This window comes from Flagellimonas ulvae (assembly GCF_049333175.1).
In the GTDB taxonomy this organism is placed as follows: domain Bacteria; phylum Bacteroidota; class Bacteroidia; order Flavobacteriales; family Flavobacteriaceae; genus Flagellimonas.
This window is the reverse complement of sequence record NZ_CP186325.1, coordinates 3,192,340-3,213,163: the sequence shown is the minus strand read 5'-3', so window position 1 is coordinate 3,213,163 and position 20,824 is coordinate 3,192,340. Positions and strand designations below refer to the sequence as shown.

Here is a 20,824-nt window from a genome sequence, read left to right as displayed (position 1 = left end):
TATTGTCTCTATTTGAGCTTGATAATGAACTGATACAATGCAATTACAATTTCCTTTAAGTTTTTTATAAGCTCAACATAAAAATTTTTCATCACTTTAGTTTTTTGGAGTTTAACCCACTTAAAATAGACAGCGCAATCGCTAAGACATTTTCTTCCTCAGAAAGATGGCGAGCTTCATCCCCATTACTCAAAAACCCAAATTCCAAAAGCATCGAAGGCATTGAATCCACTGTTTCCCGAAGCACTTGAAAATTGGCAAACTTTACGCCCCTACTCTCAAAGCCCAACTTCTCGTTGAGATTAGATTGTAACTGAAAGGCAAGCCAAACTGATTCATCTGAAAACTTGGAATCTTGATGGGCCACAAACACTTCCACACCTCTTGCATCAGAATTATTAGAATGATTACAATGCAAAGACAAAAACAAATCCGCTTTTAAAGCTTTGGCCAGTTTGGTTCTATCGGACAATGAAACCAACGTATCATTGTATCGGGTCAAATAGATTTCCAAAGGCGAATTGGCTTTTTCATTGAGCCACAAAATGGCGTCAGCGATATTGAGCACGACCTCCTTTTCCCTTACCGAATTTTGACCCACGGCACCGGAATCATTTCCGCCGTGGCCAGGGTCAATCATAACTCTCTTTTTTACATCCAAATCCTGACCCAAAAAGATGCAACTTTTGAGAAGCAAAATCACCAAACTGACGTTTTTGAGCCACTTTTTCATTTTAGGTTTTTGAGTTATTAACAATAGGCTTCCAAATTTTCATAGCATTTGACATCAAATACTATCAAAATAATTCATCCTAAATCAAACAATATTTTATCCACAAATATCTGATTATCAGTTATTTGAACTATAAATCTACATAAATTTTTCATAACGAAAATGAACCAAAAATTTAAACCCATTCGTTATGAAAAAAACGCTCTATCTGGCGACATTTCTTTCGCTCTTTTCAACTTCATTATTTGCACAAATCGGTGGTATCGAAGATTCGGTCAATGATGTTTCCGATACCATTCGAACCATCTTCCCTATCATATTAGGGGTCATCTTCTTGATAGGCTTCCTATTTAATGCGGGACATTTCTTTGGTGAGAATGCTGACCTTAAAAAAGGGATTACCCGTGTATTGGTCTTTGTACTTATCGCAGGTGCCGTAGTTGGAATCTTTACCTACCTCATAGGCATCGTGGTTTAATATGAAGCGGTTTGAGGTCTATAGAAATATGCGGAAACGGGCAGTCATTTTTGGCCTGCCCATTTCCCTGTTTGCCTTGATGATTGTATCCATCCTGGCGTCTCTGCTCATTATCATCTTCTCGTTCAGCTTTGGCATCATCATCGGCCTGATGGTATGCAACGGTGGTCTCTATGTCATTCTATTGCGAATAGCGAACTATCCACAGCTGTTTCAAATGGGCAATCCCTTTCCAAAAATCATCAGTAACAAACGTAACTCCGGATTTACTTATGAATAAAATCAACCTTTCGGCATACCGACCCATCGTTGATATTCAGGATAATATCGTGTTTGCCAATAACGGCAATGTGGTAGTATGCTACAAAGGTGAGCTTCCTGAAATCTATTCCTTGTCTGAAAAGGATTATGAGGACATCCACGGTGCCTGGTTTCAAGCCCTGAAATCATTGCCTGTTGGAACGGTTGTACATAAACAGGATATCTACTTGAAGAAATCCTATTCTTCGGCCGCACTCCCAAATGACACCTTTTTGGAGAAAGCCACCCATCAACATTTTAAGGGAAGGCAATACATTGAGCATTCGTGCTACCTGTTTTTCATCCTGACCAAAAACAAGGTGCTCAACAATGCGAAATACGTCAATCCCTTCCGCAAGGTTTCCAAGAGTATCATTCAGGATTATGATGAAAACATCAAAGGCTTTGTCGGTTCGGTAAGCGATTCCATAGCCTTTATAAACAATAGCCGAAAGATGCGGTTTGTTTCGCTTAAAGCGAAAGAAATAGAAGACCTGACCATGGCCTATTTCAACGGGTTCAATGAAGATATAGATACCGATGTCATTCTCGGTAAAAATGACATTTACATAGGGGAAAACCATTTTGATGCCCTGGCCGTCAACAGCGAACTGTGCTTTGGCGAAAGTGTACAGAGTAGCAAGACCAATGAGAAATTCACTTCTGACGATTTTGTATTTCATCAAGGGTTTATTGATGGCTTGGGGCTAACCCTAAACGAGAACCACATTGTCAACCAGATTCTCTATCTCGACGACAAACAAAAGTGGCGTAAACAGCTTGACAAGAAAGTTGAAGAGCTGAACAAGAGTTCAAACTTCGGGTCGCAGAATAAGGTAATATTGGGTAAAATCCAACACATTCTTGACCAAATCAATGCCGATGACAATGCACGGGTAATCCGTGGCCATTTGAACGTGGTGTATTGGGCGAAGGACAGTAGAAATCTGGATAAGATTACCTCAAAAATCAAAACGGAGTTCAAGGAGCTGGACATCGTACCCTATTACCCAAGAGGTACCGAACGGAAGAATTATATACTGAATAGCTTTTTCTGTTTCTCTTCCAATTTCTCGAACAATGATTTATACGTCACGGATTTGAAACACGCCCTGTGCCTGTTCATCAACAATAGTAACTACAATTCTGACGATACCGGAATCATCTTTAACGACCGTGAGCATAACATACCCGTACTGAAGGATGTTTGGGATGAACAAAAGAAACGCATCAAAGCACGGAACTTTGCCATTTTTGCACCTACGGGTGAGGGCAAATCCTTTTTGGCCAATAATATTCTACGTCAATATTTTGAAAGCGGTGTCCGCTTGGTCATCATCGACTTGGGTGGGTCGTACACCAAATTTGCGCAGCTCTATCCTGAAAAGTACACCGTGCTTCGCTATGAGAGCGGAAAGAATCTGGGCATCAATCCATTTTTTATCAGTAACCGCAACGATTTGACCCCAGAACGGCTGGAGGATTTATCCGTATTTCTCTTTGAACTGTTTGCTTCGGATTTAAAGGTCACCAAGGCACAATCGGTTTCGGTCAAAAAGATGTTGCGCCATTATTACAACAGCATTGCGGACAGTCATTCGCTTGAAGGTTTTTACAACTTTATAGAAAGGCATCAGGAAAGCATTCTGAGCGACCTGAAAATCCATCCCGACTACTTTAATGTCACGAGCTTTTTGCACGTGATGTCCGAGTATGTCGGTGATGGTCTATACAGCTTCCTGTTTGAGGTAAGCGAAGACCAGACGTATAAAATTGAGGACAAACGCTTGATTGTCTTTGAGCTGGATGAAGTGAAGGATAACAAGGAAATCCTTTCCGTTATGCTCAAGCTCATCAAATCGGCCATCCAAAGAACCATTTGGCGTAACCGAGCCGAAAAGGGCATCATCCTTTTTGATGAGTTTGCGAAGCAACTGAAGTTTGAGAACGTACTGGAAAGCGTGGAATTCTATTACCAGGCTATTCGGAAACAGAACGGTGCCATCGGTATCATCTTGCAATCCATCAATCAACTTCCTAACAACTCCACTTCGGCAAGCATCCTTGAAAATACCCAAGTCATTTACAGTCTAAACAATGAAAAAGGCTATGACGAGCTGGTCAAGCGCCTTAACCTGTCCAGCCACGACTTGAACCAATTGAAATCCATCAAAAATAATTTTGTTGGTTCCCGCATCTACACTGAGTTGCTTATCAAAATCGGAAAGGAAAGTAACATTTTCCGCTTGGAAGTTCCGAAGGAAGTCTATGCGGCCTATCTCACCGACGGCAAAGAGAACGAGCAAATAATGAAGCTCTACAATGAGCATCAAGATATGGAAAAAGCAATCATTCAATTCACATCTAAAACCCAATAATTATGCGAACAAAAATCAAAACAATCTTATTCGGACTTTTCTTGGCGGTTACAATTCTACTGCCTTCTGGCGCCAATGCCCAAGGGATGCCAGTTTATGACAATACCAATTTTATAAGCCTCGTAAAACAGCTTATAGAATCTGGCAAGCAAACGGCCGAGATGATTAAATCAGTAAAATTTCTGAAGGATGCCAAAGACGCCATAGAGAAGGTATCCAGCGTTGTTCAACAGTTAAGGGCTGTGGAGGAAATCGGGCGCAATAACCAGCGGCTCATTCAAGTGATGCAAAACGATATGCGAGACATATTGAACTCGCCCTACATCAAACCCGAGGAAGTCGTGCGGGTCACGGAATCCTTTGAAGCCCTTGTTCAAAATTCTTTGGATACGATGGATTTCATTGATGAAATACTATCGAGCGATTACCTGAAAATGAGTGATGCCGAGCGCGCAGAAATCCTCAAAAGGAAAGAAGCGGAATCCAACGAAATGGTATCGAGTATCAATCTCAGAACGAAGCGTTATCGTGACATTATTTCTTTCAGAAAAATGCAGGATAAGGTCAATAACCGCGAAACGGCGTACTAACCAATGTCTTTCGGACTGGAATATATAGACACGGTCTTTCAGACCATACAGAACAGCAGCTTCTCGCAGTACATCATTGCGGGAATGAAGACGCTTGCAGTACTGTTCTTTCTGGTCAACATACTCAAAAAATACAACGAAGGGGTTGCGAATAAAGATGGCTACACTTGGGGGTTGAGTCCAGGGGAACTGGCAAAGAATTTTGCCATCGTTCTCCTAGTTATCTTTTCGACGCAAGTCTTGGGATTCTTCGATGCAATTTTAGTTTCCATCGAAGCACAGTACCGCGGTACGGCACCGGCATTACTGCCCCTGCAATTGCAGGATGTTCCCATTGAGGAGGAAGTAAGTATTATCGAAGTAGCCCAGGCCGCAATGTCTTTATTGTACGAGGCTTTGGTTACTCCCCTGTTTGGATTTAAAATCTTTGCCTTTATCCTCGGTGTGATTCTTTGGCTTTTGGACTTGTTCATCTATCCCCTGTTCTTGGCCGAGCGGTTTTTTCTTTTGGGAATAATGCAGGCGTTTTTCCCTTTGGTTATCAGTTTGGCCGTTTTTGAAAAGTTCCGTTCGTTGGCCTATACCTTTTTTAAGTTGTATGCCGCCGTGTATATGTTGGTGCCGGCATTCTTCTTGGTCAACATTTTTGTGAATGCGCTCTATACGGAACTCAACACCAACTTTTGGACATCGCTTTTTGGGACCGACACAGGGCAAGGCTTTTTTGCACCAGTGGTTCAATTGGGCTCTGTCGGATTCATCGTTTTCCTGAAATTCAAACTGTATCGTCGTGCCACTTCTTTTACACTCAGACTTTTTACCAATTGATTATGAAAACACCTTACAAAAACATTTACAACGTCCTCAAACTGAATCGATTTATCGTTTTGGCCGTTGTGGTCTGTTCCCTTTTGTCCAGTAGTTTTTCTATTTGGATGGCCTTCCAGACCAAAAAGGATGCACTTAATAGCGCCTTTGCCATCAATACCGACGGCACCATCATTCCTCTGAAGCTCGTCACCCAGAAGGAAAATTTTAAGGTGGAGGCGTTAGCGCACTTGGAACTGTTCCATACCTATTTCTATAACATCGATGCCAGCAATTACGAACGAAATCTGAAAAAGGCACTTTGGCTGGGCAACAGTTCTGTGGATAACCTGTACCGCCAGAAGAAAGCCGATGGTGTTTACAATCGACTGTTACAGTATTCCTTGGTTCAGAAAGTGCTGAGCATTGAATCTCAGGTAGAGCAACAAAACGACACTTATGTCTTTAGGACGGTCACCATTTTTGAAATCAACCGCGGTTCGGTTATTGATACCTACGAACTCGTTTCCTCGGGGAATTTGATACTGGTGGATAGGAACTTCCCCAACAATCCGCACGGATTGTTAATCACCAATTATTTCGAGAACACTTTAAAAAAGATTAACGATGAAAGTTGAAAAGAATAAAATCATTTTTGCAGCGGTTCTTGCCGTCATTTTCCTGTTTCTCATTGCTTATTCGGTAATGCTGATAGACGATGAGGAAGCTGGTACGGATACCCTGCAACAGACCTTGATTCCAGAATTGGAGGAAGACCAAAAAGAATACGATTCTAAACTGGATGCCATCAACGACCTAAAGGAGGTACGAGAGAGTACTGCGCCAAGCATCTATGATGAAAAACTGTTGGACTCTACAGGGCTGTACAATCCCGATTTACCTGAACAGCGGAAGCAACAAATTGTGGATAGCATCTATAAGGCGAACAGAATCCAATATTCAGAGAGAAGCAAAAGACGAGCCAATAGAAGACCAAACATTGCAATGGAAGCGGAAGCTTTGGATACGACGGTCTCTCAAAAGAAGCAACAAATCGAAGCTCAAGAAATCGGACTGGAACATCAGTTGTTCTTTGCCGCTTCGCCAAAGGTCAACGAATTGGCAATTATTGGAAACACCGATGAAACAATTTACGTCGTTGTCGATGGCAATCAGGTGGTAAAAACCAATAGCCGTCTTCGAATGCGATTGACCAAGACAGCCCAAATCAATGGCAATTTGATACCCAAGAACACTCCCGTCTTTGGTTTTATCAGCTTTCAGCCTAATCGTGCTTTGATTTCTATAGAAAATATCAACCATCATCCCACCAAACTCAAGGCATTCGATTTACAGGATGGCTCTGAGGGAATTTATGTTGAAAACAACTTTCGTGCAGAAGCCAGCCGTGAAGTTCTCGATGATATTATCCAAGACGTAAACGTACCTGGAGTACCACAAGTGAGCGGTATCGGTCAAGTGCTTCGCCGCAGTAATCGAAATGTAAAGGTTACGGTGGTCAACAACTACAAACTCATCCTTAAAGCCGATTATCGGCAATAAACTATTTCACTATGAAAAAATTCTTTTTTACGGCAATGTTATTTTGTTCACTACAATTATTTGCCCAGTACCGTCTCGATACCATTTACGCCAACGACACCAAAAATGTTGCGCTGTTTTTCCCGGAACCTATCCGTCAAGGAATCACAGGTTCGGACAATTTTGTATTCACTTTTAATAGGGAAAAAGAACAGCACTTGGGACTGCTTCAAGCCAAGCCTGGCAAAGAAAGTAATCTACTGGTAATCAACAAAAATGGGGCTATTTTTTCGTATATTGTAAAGTATAGTGCGGAGCTCTCGAAACTGAATTATTTCATTTCTGAATCGAGTAGTATCGGTAATGAAAACAGGGCTGGGACAGACGAAATTGATACGGATTACAGCAATGAAGTACCACTGAATAAAAGCCATTATTACGAACGGTTTTCCACTTATCTTTTGAATCGCAAAACATACGGTCATCTGAAAAGAAAACGCAGTAACGGTGTTGTTTTGAGCCTTGAAAACATAGTTTTCGATAAACAGGAATTGTACGTAGTTGTCAAAATCAAAAACAATAGTTCAATGGATTATGATGTGAACTTTTTAAACTTATCCATTGAAACTCGACAAAAAGGCAAAAGGAAGTCGTTGCAACGTATCTATAAAGAACCGGTTTATAAACATCAGCTGCCTTCCAAAATAAGAGAAGGCGCTTTGGAAAGATTGGTTTATGTGTTGCCCAAGTTTTCGATATCCAATGAAAGGCGTGTGGTGTTGGAGTTAAACGAAAACAACGGCGAAAGGAATATTAGATTGAAAATACCACACCGATTGATGAACAACCCAAATTAGATAGGATTATGAAGCAATTTATGATTTGTGCGATGGTGATACTCTTTGTTTCCTGCGGTGAACAAGAATCCCTTACGCCTTCGGAAACTGGCAAGAAAGTAGCGCAAAGCTTTTTCAATAAAGATGAATCCGCTTTAAAGAAGCATACCACAGAAGATGGCTATGCCAGTTTGGTTACCGTTCAAAGTATGATGCAAACCTCAGATAAGGACATCACCGTTGAAATCTTGGACGAAGTTATTGAAGGAGAAACCGCTTGGGTAAAATACACAACCTCATTTGATAACAGACCGGGAATATTTAAACTGGTACAAGTTGATGGTCAGTGGAAGGTAACGAGTAAAGGACCAAAGGAACGTGGGCCTTTTTGAAACATTATTTATTTGCAGTTGAACTCAGCTGCTAATTCTCAAAAACATCAATACCTCTTGCTTTTTTGGGGGGCTTAATTTTGAGTAATTCGGCAATTGTGGGCACTACATCCAAAGCACTTATAGAACTTAATCTCCTATTTGGTACATCAGGCCCAATAGCATAAAAAATGGCGTGCATTTTTCTTCTGGTTCCCAGATTACCATGAACACCAAGTCCGGTTTCATTCATAAAACCAGAACTCAGAAATTGCTGTACTTTCTTATCTAGATGCGAATAGGAATCTTTGTTAAAAGAGTTAGGAACAATGAAAGGTATCCCGGAAACTAGTTTAGATGAAACAGACCAACCTATTCGTGCACTAACAAATACATCCCCAGATCTATTTGGATGGTCTATTTGAATTTTTTTGAGTTCAGAAGATTTTAAAACGGTTTGAAAAACAGGTAATTCGGTTACTGGATCCTTGAGTTCTTTACAGATTTTTACGATTTTATCTATATGTTTGGAAAGTTCTTTTTTGGGAATAACACCGTTTTTCTGTCTACCCTTTACGTTTACATATATATGAGCTGCTGGGCCGGTGCTATAGGCCCTTGCTTCAACTTTATCTCCTTTTACAATTATTCCATAATCTTCTAAAAACTTATTTATAAGTACAATGGAATGGATAGGAGCCATTCCGTGGTCCGAAACAATTATAAAATTAACATCTTCAGGCGCAGCTTGCATAAGTTCACTTAGTAAACTATCTATTGTTTGATAAGCCCAAAATATATAACGTTCATATCGTTCGCGCCTATCTCCGTTTTCCATGGCATAATCCAATTGGCGCTCATCTTTTAAAAGAAAACGGTGCTGTACGTCATCTATAAGCGTAAAGTAGCCGCTCAGCAAATCCCAATTCTCTTCCTTTATATTGGATAAAATTAGTTTTTGGTAGTATTTGGCCAAGCGTTCAGCTTGGTTGAACCACATCTGCTCGGTAATCAACCCTTTGCTAAGCTTAATATTATCTTGCTCACAGGGCCAAATACCAACCTCATTATCCATTTTCTCTTTAAAGGTTATTGGGCTGGAAGGGTTAAAGCCAATTGCTCCGAGATAAACCTTGGATTCTCCTGTTCTTGGATTCAAATCCATGATATAGGACCAACTAGCAACTTTTTGTTCTCCTACTTCAAAAGTCATTTCTGACCATTCATTTGTTTTTAGTTTGCCAATATATCCGTTGTCAATATTTTCATCAAGGTCAACCAAAATCGTATCATAATTAGTAATTCCATCAAAAGTGCTATCAGCGAGAAAATAGAAAACTGGAATTTCACCACCTTTAAAAAGCTTAAAAAAGGCCCTGCTTGTTGAACTAAGTTTACCTACGTACTCAAAGTCTGGTACATGGACAGCTGTACGGGTTTGGGAAATAGTTAAATCAGACACTACGGAATTGGCCATTTTTTTTCCATACCCAAAGGTTCTAGTGCCTCTTCTGTCAGGAGTGGTGTTGTCCTGTCCTACTGCATTTATATTGGTAACGTTTTTACCTTGTCGCATAGCTGCATTCCAGATAGTTTCAGTTTCCAAGGAAGCTGAAAATCCTGATGTACCCCTAGGTGATTTTATTTCTTCACCAGGCATTAGGATATTATTGCCAACAACACCATGTACATTTGGATGAACTCCCGTAAATAGAGAGATATGTGAAACAGCTGTTGCACTAATGCTGACCGGTATCATATTAAGGGCATACGCACCTTTTCTCTTCATTTTAGAGAAGGCTCCATTTTCTGGTAAAGCTTTGTGTTTTAGTAAATCATCAAGTATCCAGTCCGCAGCACCATCAACAGATATTAGAACAACTTTTGTCTTTTGTTTTGGGTTTTGTCCAAAGGTGGACATACTGATAAGTATCAATAGAAAACAGTATATGGTCGAAGTGTAAATTCGTGATTTCATGTCATTACTTTTATGGACGCTAAAATCAAATCTAAACCTCTCTACATACCTATCATTTACATTTTTATTTATATCATTTTGCTATTTGATCTATAATCCAATGGGGATATTCCTGACAATCTTTGAAAAAAACGGGATAAATTATTAGGCTCACTGAAATTTAGGTCAGAAGCAATTTCGGTAATTGATTTTGTGGTAAAGACCAGTTCATTTTTAATTTCTATAAGTAGCCGCTGTTGAATTATTTCCTTTGTTGTAGCACCAAATTGTTTCTTTACCAATCTATTCAATATACTTCTTTCAATATTCAAAAGATTAGCGTAATCATTAACCAAATGCAATGTCCTTATATTCTTTTCCAATAAGTCTTTGAAACTATAGACCATAGAGTCTGTGTAAGTAGATAATCCAATATCATAAAAATCAGAATACTGTCGGTTTAATCTTGTAAGGACAAAGTATAATAGTGAACGAATAATATGGCGACTATCTTCCCTAAAATTTTCAATTTCCTTAGTTATTAATTCTAAACTGTCCGCGATGATATTATATTCAGTTTGGTCTATTTGGAAGAATTGCGGATGTATGGCGTTGTAAAAAAAGTGTAGTTTGTAAACAAAAAGTTTGTCTAAGAAAAAATCGGCAAAAAAATCATCTTTAAATACTAAGTGATACCCCTCACCATCCAAAATAGCATTTGTTTTCCTCTGATTTGGTGAACTGCAAAGTATAGTAAAAGGTTTTAAAGCAGCATTAAACCCATTAATGTTTATGTGACCAGTACTATTCTTTAAAAACATAATCTCAAAAAAATCTATGGTATGTAGTTGATGTTCAAAATAATCCGCAGGACGACCATCTAAGGGATGTAAATCCATTGCTAAATCATAGCCGTATTTTTTTTCATCAAATTTGAATTTGCGCATTGATTTTTTGATATTAGAATGATTATTCCGATTCAAATTTATAATATAGATAGAATAAAGAGTCCGCGGCCTTCCCCAAAATTGACCTCCTCCCTTGTTTAGGTACTAGTCATGATCAAAGAATCTGAGGTATGTTTATTGAAAAATGGACTTTACTTCTTGATATACATTGTCAAAGTTCTTCTTAATCTCAACATTTGAAAACTCTTCTTTTTTCTCAAGAAGTAATTTTTTGATTTTAGGTAGGATGAACTGTACTTTTTTATCTCTCCCATCCGCAAAAGTGACGAACTCACCCTGCTTTAACCTAAAGAAAATATCAGCACGTCTCTTAGAAACTTCCCTTTCACCTTTAGTAATTCGGGTATCGGTTTTAAAGATATTTACAGCTTTTCTCACGCTTTTAGTGGGTTCTTGATAATTTCTAAAAAGCGCTCATAATATTTAGCGGTGTCTGGGTCGTTGACTTTACCAAAAAACTGATAGGATAGGTTACTCAAAATTGCTTTCCTGGCCTAATCACAATACATCATATCATTTTTGGGTTTAATCGCGCATTGATCTCAATAAAAGAAGTGTTCCCAAAACTGTAAATAGAATTCCTGATACTATCGGTTGTTGAAGATCGTTGTCGTTGGTCTGTAAGATATACCTTGGAAGTGCAATCAAAGCTGAACCTTTCAACAAAAAAAGAACACCCAATATGGTCACCACTATTTCCAAAAAGTTCTTCCAGTAAAAATGAAATGCAAGAATAACAGCTCCGATAAAAAAATGAACCATCCCCGATAGATTTACCAGTATCGGTTCCAAATTCTGGGTAGCCACCATATTTTCATAAAACTCACCTGAAAAAAAGAACCCAACTCCGGTAACCAAAAGGTACGCAGCGAGTATTCGAGCCAAGATTTTTGTCTTATTTTCTCTTTCCAACATCATGTTACTGCTGAATTTGATTTAGCTTGTTCTTATGTATCAAACCTTCGAAACCAATTTCCTTCAAATAGTCTGCCCGTGAGTCTTTGAAATGATCAATATTTTTCAGGGTATCCAATATTTCATATTTAAACCCCTTCCTTGGATAGGCCTCCAGCACTTTTTTAAGCTCCTTTTTGGGCACGCATCGCCTTTTGTTGCCAATAACATCCAAGGTGGCCCCATAGGACAATAACTTGGTCTCATTATCCTGTTCTTCAGATATTTCTGGGTTGAGATGCATTGAAATTGCATTGAAGATTTTCTTGGACGCTTCTTCTTCCATGCCAATTTCATTTGTGAATTGCTCCGCTCTTCTCGCTCCAACGACGGCAAAGCAACAATTACAGGACTCCTTTTTATATTGATCCGTCAAACCCAAATCGTGAAGAAGTGAACTGATATACAGGTGTTCACTGTCCACCTTCAGTTGTAAATATTGTCCAATTAGGGCACCAAAATAATAAGTGCGATAACAGTGATTCAACAGCATGGGATTGTAGACCGCGTTAGCATAGTCCTCGGCATGTTTTGCGAACAAAGAATCTGGAACCACAATATCATTAAAATCTACTTTGGAAAGTCTTTTTTTGTTCAATAAAAGGGAAGTAGACAAAAAGAGTTTCAATTGATACAACTGACTTTTTATTATCATCAATTGAATCGCGCGCTTATCCGATTTCGTCAAAGACGAATCTGTCGATTTTGCCCAATCATACGTTCCTATTTCTGTCATACTTCCTTTTATCGTCACCAACCAATAATCTACTTTTTACTTGATAACATTACATCCAGCTCCCAACGTTTCTGCTTCATTGCATTTATTGCGAAAGCTGCTGCCGCGGCTGCCAGTACTGAATAGTCGAATACATATTTTAGGCCTATCGAACTTGCCATTGCCATTGCGAACAATACCAGCAACCACCCGCTGATTCTTGCTGCCAGTTCCGTTTTAAAACCTACTAAGAGGCACAGTGCCAATACTACCTCAAGAATCGTTGCAACAAATCCCAAAGTTGGAACCATCGAAGCTGGGGCATACGGATTGATTTGACCCGTGTAGGCAATAAAAGCTTCCCAATTTCCCCATGCGGAAACCTCACTCGGCCACCATCCTATTCTATCTGCTACCGCTGATAAAAACCCGACGGCCACTGCAATCCTTAAAAAGAGCTTTACAATTTGTTCTTTCATTTCAACTTCCAATTTCAAAACTGTTTTTCTTTAAGACTATAAATCACACTGGCTTCAACCCAATACACTTCACCCTTTATCACTCCTTTCCAACCACTATTGGATGGGTCGCTGAGTCTTTTGGAAAAGAAAAAATACTTACCATCCGGAGACATATAAGGACAGAAATAAATCCAATCCTTTGTAAGTGCTTCACCAAAATCATAGGATACGGGTGTTTGCCATGTATCATCTTCCCTGAAGGATATGGCAAAGCCCTTTTTGTTTATGTAAGTATCGCCAGTAATCAAAAAGCTTTCGTCTGGTGCCACATAAGTACTTCGTTGGCTCACAACTGAGTTTACTTTCTGACCTAAGTTTACCGGTGTATCAAACCTTCCATCTCCTAGATACTGAGCCCTATAAATATCGCGTTTGCCAAGACCTCCAGGTCGGTCCGAAGTAAAATACAGACTTCCATCCGCCACGACCACAGGATACGATTCTGCATATTCATCCGTTGATATTGGATATCCAACTTTCGTTGCAATCTGCCACTTGCCGTTTATCTTTTCGCTCTTATAAATATCCGGTTTGGCATTTTTAGCCCGGTCCTCTGGGCTAATCCCTAGGAAATACATAGTCTTACCATCTTGGGTAACGGAAGGGTCTATCGCGACCGATTCTCTTTTTCTATCGGCATACATTTCAATGGGCTTTGGCGAAGACCAGACACCATTAACAAGTTCTGAGTGATGAATTACAAAACGTCCATCCATAATCCTTGTAAAAAATAGCTCTGTGAACCTCGAATTGAATACTGAGTTGATTTCTATGCTCTCGGTGTTGACAATGGTAGGGGCAAACAATACTGGAGTATCACTCGGTGGTTCCTGACCTAGATAGGATACCTTCGTTCCGCAGCCCACTAAAAAAAAGGCCATTACCCAAATGGATATTAAAGAATATCTGTACCCCTTAGGTATGCTGTTTGATTTCTGCACTTGCATTAACTGCCATCTTTATATTTTTCCTTCTTTTTTTAAAGTGTTCATCTTGTTCTGGGCCATAAATAATGTAGGATCCATTTCTAAAGATTTTCTGTATAATTTGACTGCATGAGGCAAATCATCACTTCTTTCATGATACAGCCCCAAAACAAATGTTACATAGGCATCCTTGGGATATATCTCATCAAGAAGTTTTATAGTTTCTAGAGCAGTTTTCATATCCCCCTTCTTAAAATAATCCAAGTAGGCCGTTCTAATAATTTGATCAGCATCTAGATACTTCCAGTCCTTGAACTCATAAACCACTTTTTCGTGCATTTTTTTTGCCCCAGCCACGCCATCATTCTTTAGCGCCAAAATGAAATCATCTGTGGTAGGAGGAACATTTTTTCCTTGCTTCTCATAAACATTCTTCAAAAGTTCAAAAGTTCTTAGATTGGGGTTCTCCATTCTAGAAATGGCCATTTCAATGCATTTTTGAGCTTCCTCTACTTTCCCATGTTCTTCCAAGTGACTGGCCATATTTAACAACTCTCCGTTGTAAAACTCATACTTGTCCGCATCCTTAGATGCTTCCTCAAAACCCTTGTATCTGATTGCATTTAAAAATTGATTATCCAAAATCAAGCCTTCGTTTGCCACCCATTTATCATACTCCATTTCCGTGGCAACCCATCGTGCATATTTTGTTCCTTTTAGTTTGGCGACGAGATGTAAGGCCCCATCAATTCCCGCGGAAATGCCCGCAGTGGTGATTACGTTACCATTGTCCACAAACCTTACATCGTCCCTGACATCGATTTTGGGAAAATCGTCCCTTAGTGGTTCAATTGCAGTGTGGAAAGTTGTAGCAATCTTACCATCCAACAATCCTGCCTCAGCGAGAAAAAAGGCTCCAGTACATACACTGAACTGTATCTCAGCTTTAGATGCCATTTCTTTTGCCCATTGTTTTACTTTATCATTTTTAGCCTCACTTAAATCACCGCCACCTACGAAAGCAATAATATCAGGTGTAGGGATGTTTGGGTCGTCTAAACCGTAATCTGGTAATACTGTAAGCACATTCAAAGACTTCATAGGCTCCTTGGTTTCTGCAACCGTGTAGACATTAAAGCCAGCAACTGCAAAGACTTCCATTGGACCTGCAAAGTCTAAGATTTCAACATTATCCTGAAGGTATATGGCAATATTCTTTACTTCCGACTTTTTATTTTGGGCAAATGTGATAATATGCATGAGTAGAACAATAGTAAGTGGCAAGATTTTTTTCATTGTGTTTTATTTTGAGTTTAATGTTTGTTTTAGTTTCAATAGCTCTTCATTATTGGGGTATGTTTCTAAGGCCATCTGACCGACGATGTCCGCCTCCTCATAATTTTGTTGCGCTATAAGATTTTCAATTCGGACAGTTATATCCTTTAAAGTGAACAGAACCCAACTCGGATGTTTAGACTTAGTTTCTTGGTATATCTTATTTGCAGCCTGAGCCCCTTCGTTTCTAAGAACGTTTAAAAAATCCTCATAGACTGGTGGGGCCCACTTACCCATTTTTTCGAAGGAGGAGGCCAACCCATAATAAGACAATGGGCTTTTAGGATAGAAACTTAAGTTCCTTTTAAAGTACTTCATAGCTTCCTCGGGGCGGCCCTCTCTAAGTGCCAAATGGCCAGCTAAATCAAGTACCCCAAATTGGGGCTTATCGCTATTGGCCATTAAATAATCGGAAGCTTTCTCACCTAGGTCATAGGTAATCTTTCCATTTGAAATATCCCATTGGGGATATTCCATATATCTTGCGGTTCTGTTCGCCACCTCATAACCTGCAATTTTGGAGAGAGTCAGAAAAGCTCCTTCGATACCTGATGACACCCCGGCAGAAGTAACTATTTTACCCGAATCAACATATTTGACCTCTTCGACGACGTTTTCAGGCTTCAGTATCTGTTTTAAAAATGGTAAGATCTTATGATGGGAAGTCACTTTAATTCCATTGAGTCGCCCAGATTCCTCCAAAAAGAAAATACCGGAGCATACTGTTAGTACATCAGGAGATCTCTCAATTTCCTTTCCTATCCATTTTTGGGTAAGAGTGTCATTCAGTGCATCATGGGCATTCCCTCCAGGAAGAATTAAAACATCTGTTTTAGGCGCAGTTTCAAAACTGTAGTTCGGAGTGATATCCAAGAAGCCTTGGGATTTCAACTTGGTTTCCTTGGCCACCGTATACACATTAAAGTGATAGTTGTTGGTATAATACGAAGCGGCGGCAAAAACTTCTGCTGGTCCCGCAAAATCCAACAACTCTACTCCGTCGTACAAAAACACCGCTATGTTTATTGTGTCCTTCGTTTGAGCGGATACATTAATGACGAGCAGACCAAAAAGAAATACTATACTTTTTTTCATTTTATAATACATTATATTTTGATTGACTGACCCCCTTTACCAAGAGCCATAAGGCCAATGCTAGTTCAGTAATCAATGGAGGCAATAGGATTATGGGAAAAAGGCTTTGGGACACTTCTGGTAAAAGAAAACTGCTAAAACCAAATATGAAATAACAACAGGCTGTAATTAGAAATGCTATTCCGAATACACTTGGAATTATTCTTGATTTAGCAAACAGCGCACCGATAATCAAACAATGAGCACTAAAAAGTGTTAGAACCACATCATAACCATAGGAATGTAACTTGAAAAAGAAAAGTACCAAAGATTCAATCTGTTCAACACTGAATGATTTTAAATATTCCGAGCCGCTGACGAGCAAAAGCACGGATAACATATTAAGAACATTTACACTGGATACGGCTACTACGGCTAGCCGGAAGGTCATGGCTAAAACTGCTAAGGTTTTATTGAATGTCTTTAATAAAAAAAACAAAAGGACAGCTAGCACTATATCCCCAAAAAGCACCAGTATATCGCCTACAATTCCTAAACGGAAGAGGAATTCCGATTGAAGAAGATTATCTACTGTATTTGATGCATCTGAATAGGATACTAGACTTGACCTCACAACCGCTTCTGAAAAAATCCCAAGAAGAATTAAGACAAGATAGGTGGCCCCGGCTATCCTAGCTATTTGCTGGTACTTGATTGTCTTGATTTGCATTACCATTATTTGCTAATGAATTTTACATCGTATTCCGATGATTCCAAACCAGTTATTGTATCATTCCCATCTCTGGAAAATTCAATAATGTGGGAGGCATGAGATGTTAGAAACCTATCTTTCTCAATGTAAAAGACAGGGTGCCGCTTTCCGTCCCTCTCCATATAGAGTTGTCTGCCTTTTTCATCCAATGTAAAGGCCAGTTCATCTCGTCCGTTAGAGGTGAATATGCCTTCGTAATCTTTTAGAACTTCAACTTTATTCATCGAGGTATAGGGATTGTCATCGGGGAAGGAAATTCCCTTATTTGGCGTCCAATCGTACTCCATGTAAAATGCGGTTTGCGCAGCAACAGGAAGTCCTTTAAGCTTTGCCACAACATGTAGTGCACCATCAATCCCCGCGGATACCCCCGCGGTTGTTATTACTTTGCCATTGTCAACATATCGGGCTCCTCTCAATACTTCCACTTTAGGGTATTTCTTTTCCAATACCTCCAACGTATATCTAAATGTTGTGGCCTGTTTACCATCTAAAATGCCCGATGCCGCTAGAATCAACGCGCCACTGCATACGGAGAAATAGTACTTTGGATTCTGGGCTTTGACCCAATTTATTAGCTCCATGTCCTTTGACGGTAAAACTGCGTTACCGCCAAAGAATACCAGTAATTCCGATTCTGGTGCATCAGAAATATTGTAATCAGGAATCACCTTCATGATACCTTGTGCGTATATCGGGTCCTTAGTCTTGGAAATAGTGAAAACATCATATCCCGCGTAATTAAAAACTTCCATTGGACCCGCTAAGTCAAGAATTTCCACACCCGATTGGAGGTAGAAACCAATTTTTTTCCGATTCGTTTTTGGATAATTTTGAAGTTCTTCCTTTTTGATTAGTTTCATGTTGCAATGTTGACATACTCCCGGCTGTTCAAATTCCAAGTCATCGCATCTTCTATTGCATGGGGCGCATACGTAGATTTGATTCTCCATTAGGTCTTTGGAATTCTGCGCTACAAGGGACATTGTAAATACTTGCGGAAGAATGACCGAGAGCAGGATAAAAAGTCTTTTCATTATGTATTGATATCAATCAAAATTAGACTCCCATCAATAGACTTAAAAGGACAGAATCATTCGGTTTAAGGACAAAAAATGGAATTCCTTCGAGGAAGCGAAAATCTAGTTTCTATGCTTTTTCAGCACTGCATATAATTGGCTAATGCTTTTAAAACCGCTCTCCCTTGCTACCATTTCCAATTTGTTGTTCTCATTGAGCAAATTATTAGCTTTTTCAACCCGTAAATTTTCGGTGTAAGTGTGGATAGTGATTCCCGTTGCTTTTTTGAACAATCTAGATAGGTTTCTCGGGCTCATGTTTACATTCTCCGCAATTTCCAATTGGGTGAATTGCTTGTCCAAATGTTGGGCTATAAACTCTTGGGCTTTATGTATTCGTTCTTCTAAATGGTTTCTGTATTTAAGAAAAACACTTAATTGGGGATCAAACTCCCCACGTCGAAAATAGATTACAGCTTCCTTTGCAACATCTGCAGCAAGTTTGGGACTGAATTTTGTTTCAAGAATAAACAACGCCAAATCAATTCCTGAGGAAATACCAGCACTGGTGTAAATATTTTTATCAATCACCAGCAAACGACTTTCCTTCAAATCTATCTTCGGATAGCGCTCTCTAAAGGCCCCTACTCTTTTCCAGTGAGTGGTACAACTTCTATGGTCTAGTATTCCAGTCTCTGCCAATAAAAAACTACCTGTACAAACTGAACAAATATTTACGCCTATCCTATCACATTCCTCTAGCCAAGAGAAAAATGAATTGCACTGTTGAAGAAACTCATTATTAGAGAAAATGGAGAAATATAGACCTGGAACAAAAACAAAATCATCCTTGGTCGGCAGAAAATCTCCAAAAGACTTTAACTCCGAAAAACTCAATCCTGCGCTACTCACGACCCTATTCTCATTGATTGGACTAATGAAGTGCAAATCAATTGAAGCCCCATATTCTCTGGCTTCATAAAATATATGGGCAGGGCCATTTATGTCCAGTAAATGGACTTTGGGCGGAACTACAAAAAAGATATTATTAATTGGCTCGTTATTGCTCATTACTTATTTCAAATGGTATGTAGTCTAATTTTCCTATGTAAAAATACTATCTAAAGTTCCGCTCAATCCTCTGTGCAAGTCATGTTTAACATAACGCCGTCATCCAAATCCTCACATTCAAACCCTTTATCATTCAATACATGGACAAGTTCAGTTGTGACATCTTGAATACTTTCCACACGAAGCACGTTATCAATATCTTCCAAATCAAAGTTCCACCTAACCATTGTAGGCACTTTGTTTAATTCGTTTTTTAAAACCTCAATATCCTCTAAGTCTCTAACAGATGTCTTAAAAATCAGAATCATTTAATCTTCTTTAAGTATTTCCTCCAAATCACTTTGTGAACCCGCATTATAGACCCGTTTAAACCCTCTTTCTCTTAAGAGATTCTTCACTTTAATACTCCTTAAACCATGTGAACAATAGGTGATATAGGTTTTGGAAGTATCCAGTTCAACATATCTTTCCCTAATTTCTCCTAAAGAAAAATTAAGCGCGTTCTTAATGTGGCCACCTTCGTATTCACTCTGGGTTCTTACATCCAATATAACTGCACCTTTAGCAATCAATTCTTTTAGATTGGGGTCTATGTTTTTCTGTTGGTAAATTTTATAGACCGTATAGATTACTCCAATAATTATAAGTATTACCCAGACTTTTTTCATTGCCGATGAGTGTTTGATTTGTGAGCTTTGGCTAGAATTTTTCTGTCTATATAGAATGTGCCAAATGGCACAAAACAGGCAACGATTACCTTCCATGTTGTTTTTGCAAAAGACCAGTGTTCTTCCACCCCAACCTTAAGGGCGTTGAACACAAAAAGAATAAACAGGATACCATGGATTTGACCAACCCATTTAACTGGAACTGGGTTTAACAGGATGTACTTTATAGGTACCGCAACAAATATGAGTATGAGCAACGAAGTACCCTCTAAGATGGCAAGAACCCTTAGTCTACCAATACTGGAATTTAAATATCGTTTCATATTAGAATAATCTTATGTAGGGCCTAGCTGCTAGGGGTGAAAATGGCCATGGAATAGCAACTATAATCAGTATCAGACCTATCGTGAACCAAATGGCCATTGTTTTGAACTTGTCCTTCGCTGACTCCTTTCTTTTCGATTTTGCGGAACCTATTGTGATGATGGCTATGGCAACAAGCATTAAAAGCATGTGGATAATCCCGAAGAATAGGCTATCCAAATGCTTTGAAGCCTGGCCAAAGTTGTTCCAAAAGTATTTCGTAATTGGGCTTTGCGCATATAACGTTATTCCCAACATCAATTGAATATGGGCGATGGTAGCAGTCCAATGCCTTAAAGAATTGCTGGATTTACTAAAAGGGGTGTTTTTATAAAATCCATGAAAGGATTTTATAATTGAACTGATGAGTAGCAGCAGTACTAACCACTTCATAATACTATGTAAGACTAAAACGGTATTATACATAAAATTAACTTACCAAATGG

The 20,824-nt window shown here is 39.2% G+C and carries 25 protein-coding genes and 1 pseudogene; 9 read left to right on the top strand and 17 right to left on the bottom strand.

Going from position 1 to position 20,824, the window contains the following annotated elements:
* Window positions 1-91 precede the first annotated feature (91 nt).
* Window positions 92-733: an N-acetylmuramoyl-L-alanine amidase family protein gene (locus ACOKFD_RS14860; protein ID WP_422858626.1), complete on the bottom strand. Its 642-nt coding sequence runs from the start codon at window positions 731-733 to the stop codon at window positions 92-94.
* A 190-nt stretch (window positions 734-923) separates the two neighbouring features.
* Here ACOKFD_RS14860 and ACOKFD_RS14855 point away from each other — a divergent pair, with 190 nt between their 5' ends.
* From ACOKFD_RS14855 to ACOKFD_RS14815, 9 genes are read left to right on the top strand one after another with little or no spacing between them, the layout of a single operon-like run.
* Complete coding sequence (locus tag ACOKFD_RS14855; RefSeq protein WP_106144264.1) at window positions 924-1,211, top strand: hypothetical protein; 288 nt, start codon at window positions 924-926, stop codon at window positions 1,209-1,211.
* Window position 1,212: 1 nt separating this feature from the next.
* Complete coding sequence (locus ACOKFD_RS14850) at window positions 1,213-1,491, top strand: hypothetical protein (protein WP_422858625.1); 279 nt, start codon at window positions 1,213-1,215, stop codon at window positions 1,489-1,491.
* A complete protein-coding gene (locus ACOKFD_RS14845) occupies window positions 1,484-3,889 on the top strand; it encodes a TraG family conjugative transposon ATPase (RefSeq protein WP_422858624.1) in 2,406 nt (801 codons plus the stop codon). The genes ACOKFD_RS14850 and ACOKFD_RS14845 overlap by 8 nt, the downstream gene beginning before the upstream one ends.
* Window positions 3,890-3,891: 2 nt before the next feature.
* Entirely contained in the window at window positions 3,892-4,479 is a 588-nt protein-coding gene (locus tag ACOKFD_RS14840; RefSeq protein ID WP_422858623.1) for a conjugal transfer protein, read from the top strand.
* Between the two features lie 3 nt (window positions 4,480-4,482).
* A complete protein-coding gene (locus tag ACOKFD_RS14835; RefSeq protein ID WP_422858622.1) occupies window positions 4,483-5,307 on the top strand; it encodes a hypothetical protein in 825 nt (274 codons plus the stop codon).
* A 2-nt stretch (window positions 5,308-5,309) separates the two neighbouring features.
* Entirely contained in the window at window positions 5,310-5,924 is a 615-nt protein-coding gene (locus ACOKFD_RS14830; protein WP_422858621.1) for a conjugal transfer protein TraK, read from the top strand.
* Window positions 5,914-6,849 (top strand): conjugative transposon protein TraM, encoded by a 936-nt coding sequence (traM, locus tag ACOKFD_RS14825; RefSeq protein WP_422858620.1) that lies wholly within the window; start codon window positions 5,914-5,916, stop codon window positions 6,847-6,849. Before ACOKFD_RS14830 ends, traM begins: the two co-directional genes overlap by 11 nt.
* A gap of 11 nt (window positions 6,850-6,860) precedes the next feature.
* Entirely contained in the window at window positions 6,861-7,685 is an 825-nt protein-coding gene (locus ACOKFD_RS14820) for a DUF4138 domain-containing protein (RefSeq protein WP_422858619.1), read from the top strand.
* An 8-nt stretch (window positions 7,686-7,693) separates the two neighbouring features.
* Window positions 7,694-8,056: a hypothetical protein gene (locus ACOKFD_RS14815; RefSeq protein ID WP_422858618.1), complete on the top strand. Its 363-nt coding sequence runs from the start codon at window positions 7,694-7,696 to the stop codon at window positions 8,054-8,056.
* Window positions 8,057-8,087: 31 nt separating this feature from the next.
* Here ACOKFD_RS14815 and ACOKFD_RS14810 read toward each other — a convergent pair whose 3' ends face one another.
* The 16 genes and pseudogenes from ACOKFD_RS14810 to ACOKFD_RS14735 all read right to left on the bottom strand — a co-directional run bounded on the left by ACOKFD_RS14810 (window position 8,088) and on the right by ACOKFD_RS14735 (window position 20,771).
* Window positions 8,088-10,013, bottom strand: a complete 1,926-nt coding sequence (locus ACOKFD_RS14810) for an alkaline phosphatase family protein (protein ID WP_422858617.1) — start codon at window positions 10,011-10,013, stop codon at window positions 8,088-8,090.
* Window positions 10,014-10,081: 68 nt separating this feature from the next.
* Window positions 10,082-10,975 (bottom strand): helix-turn-helix domain-containing protein, encoded by an 894-nt coding sequence (locus tag ACOKFD_RS14805; protein WP_422858616.1) that lies wholly within the window; start codon window positions 10,973-10,975, stop codon window positions 10,082-10,084.
* A 99-nt stretch (window positions 10,976-11,074) separates the two neighbouring features.
* A pseudogene (locus tag ACOKFD_RS14800) lies at window positions 11,075-11,487 on the bottom strand (type IV secretory system conjugative DNA transfer family protein); the annotation flags it as partial.
* The gene (locus ACOKFD_RS14795) at window positions 11,486-11,878 is read right to left on the bottom strand and encodes a hypothetical protein (protein ID WP_422858615.1); all 393 of its coding nucleotides are present in this window, start codon (window positions 11,876-11,878) and stop codon (window positions 11,486-11,488) included. The pseudogene ACOKFD_RS14800 and the gene ACOKFD_RS14795, both read right to left, overlap by 2 nt.
* 1 nt (window position 11,879) lies before the next feature.
* Window positions 11,880-12,650 (bottom strand): HD domain-containing protein, encoded by a 771-nt coding sequence (locus tag ACOKFD_RS14790; protein WP_422858614.1) that lies wholly within the window; start codon window positions 12,648-12,650, stop codon window positions 11,880-11,882.
* 29 nt (window positions 12,651-12,679) lie between these two features.
* Entirely contained in the window at window positions 12,680-13,108 is a 429-nt protein-coding gene (locus ACOKFD_RS14785; protein WP_422858613.1) for a DoxX family protein, read from the bottom strand.
* 14 nt (window positions 13,109-13,122) lie between these two features.
* Entirely contained in the window at window positions 13,123-14,097 is a 975-nt protein-coding gene (locus ACOKFD_RS14780; RefSeq protein WP_422858612.1) for a hypothetical protein, read from the bottom strand.
* Window positions 14,098-14,109: 12 nt separating this feature from the next.
* A complete protein-coding gene (locus ACOKFD_RS14775; RefSeq protein WP_422858611.1) occupies window positions 14,110-15,372 on the bottom strand; it encodes a DJ-1/PfpI family protein in 1,263 nt (420 codons plus the stop codon).
* Window positions 15,373-15,378: 6 nt separating this feature from the next.
* Window positions 15,379-16,506, bottom strand: a complete 1,128-nt coding sequence (locus ACOKFD_RS14770; RefSeq protein WP_422858610.1) for a DJ-1/PfpI family protein — start codon at window positions 16,504-16,506, stop codon at window positions 15,379-15,381.
* A 1-nt stretch (window position 16,507) separates the two neighbouring features.
* Window positions 16,508-17,215 (bottom strand): DUF4386 domain-containing protein, encoded by a 708-nt coding sequence (locus ACOKFD_RS14765; RefSeq protein ID WP_422858609.1) that lies wholly within the window; start codon window positions 17,213-17,215, stop codon window positions 16,508-16,510.
* A 5-nt stretch (window positions 17,216-17,220) separates the two neighbouring features.
* The gene (locus ACOKFD_RS14760; protein WP_422858608.1) at window positions 17,221-18,294 is read right to left on the bottom strand and encodes a DJ-1/PfpI family protein; all 1,074 of its coding nucleotides are present in this window, start codon (window positions 18,292-18,294) and stop codon (window positions 17,221-17,223) included.
* 105 nt (window positions 18,295-18,399) lie between these two features.
* Window positions 18,400-19,347 (bottom strand): GlxA family transcriptional regulator, encoded by a 948-nt coding sequence (locus tag ACOKFD_RS14755; protein WP_422858607.1) that lies wholly within the window; start codon window positions 19,345-19,347, stop codon window positions 18,400-18,402.
* Between the two features lie 62 nt (window positions 19,348-19,409).
* Window positions 19,410-19,655 (bottom strand): hypothetical protein, encoded by a 246-nt coding sequence (locus ACOKFD_RS14750; RefSeq protein WP_422858606.1) that lies wholly within the window; start codon window positions 19,653-19,655, stop codon window positions 19,410-19,412.
* Window positions 19,656-20,015 (bottom strand): rhodanese-like domain-containing protein, encoded by a 360-nt coding sequence (locus ACOKFD_RS14745; RefSeq protein WP_422858605.1) that lies wholly within the window; start codon window positions 20,013-20,015, stop codon window positions 19,656-19,658.
* Window positions 20,012-20,338, bottom strand: a complete 327-nt coding sequence (locus ACOKFD_RS14740; RefSeq protein WP_422858604.1) for a DUF3817 domain-containing protein — start codon at window positions 20,336-20,338, stop codon at window positions 20,012-20,014. The genes ACOKFD_RS14745 and ACOKFD_RS14740 overlap by 4 nt, the downstream gene beginning before the upstream one ends.
* Window position 20,339: 1 nt before the next feature.
* Window positions 20,340-20,771 carry a hypothetical protein gene (locus ACOKFD_RS14735; protein WP_422858603.1) on the bottom strand — a complete coding sequence of 144 codons (432 nt, stop codon included), beginning with the start codon at window positions 20,769-20,771 and terminating at the stop codon, window positions 20,340-20,342.
* Window positions 20,772-20,824: the final 53 nt, after the last annotated feature.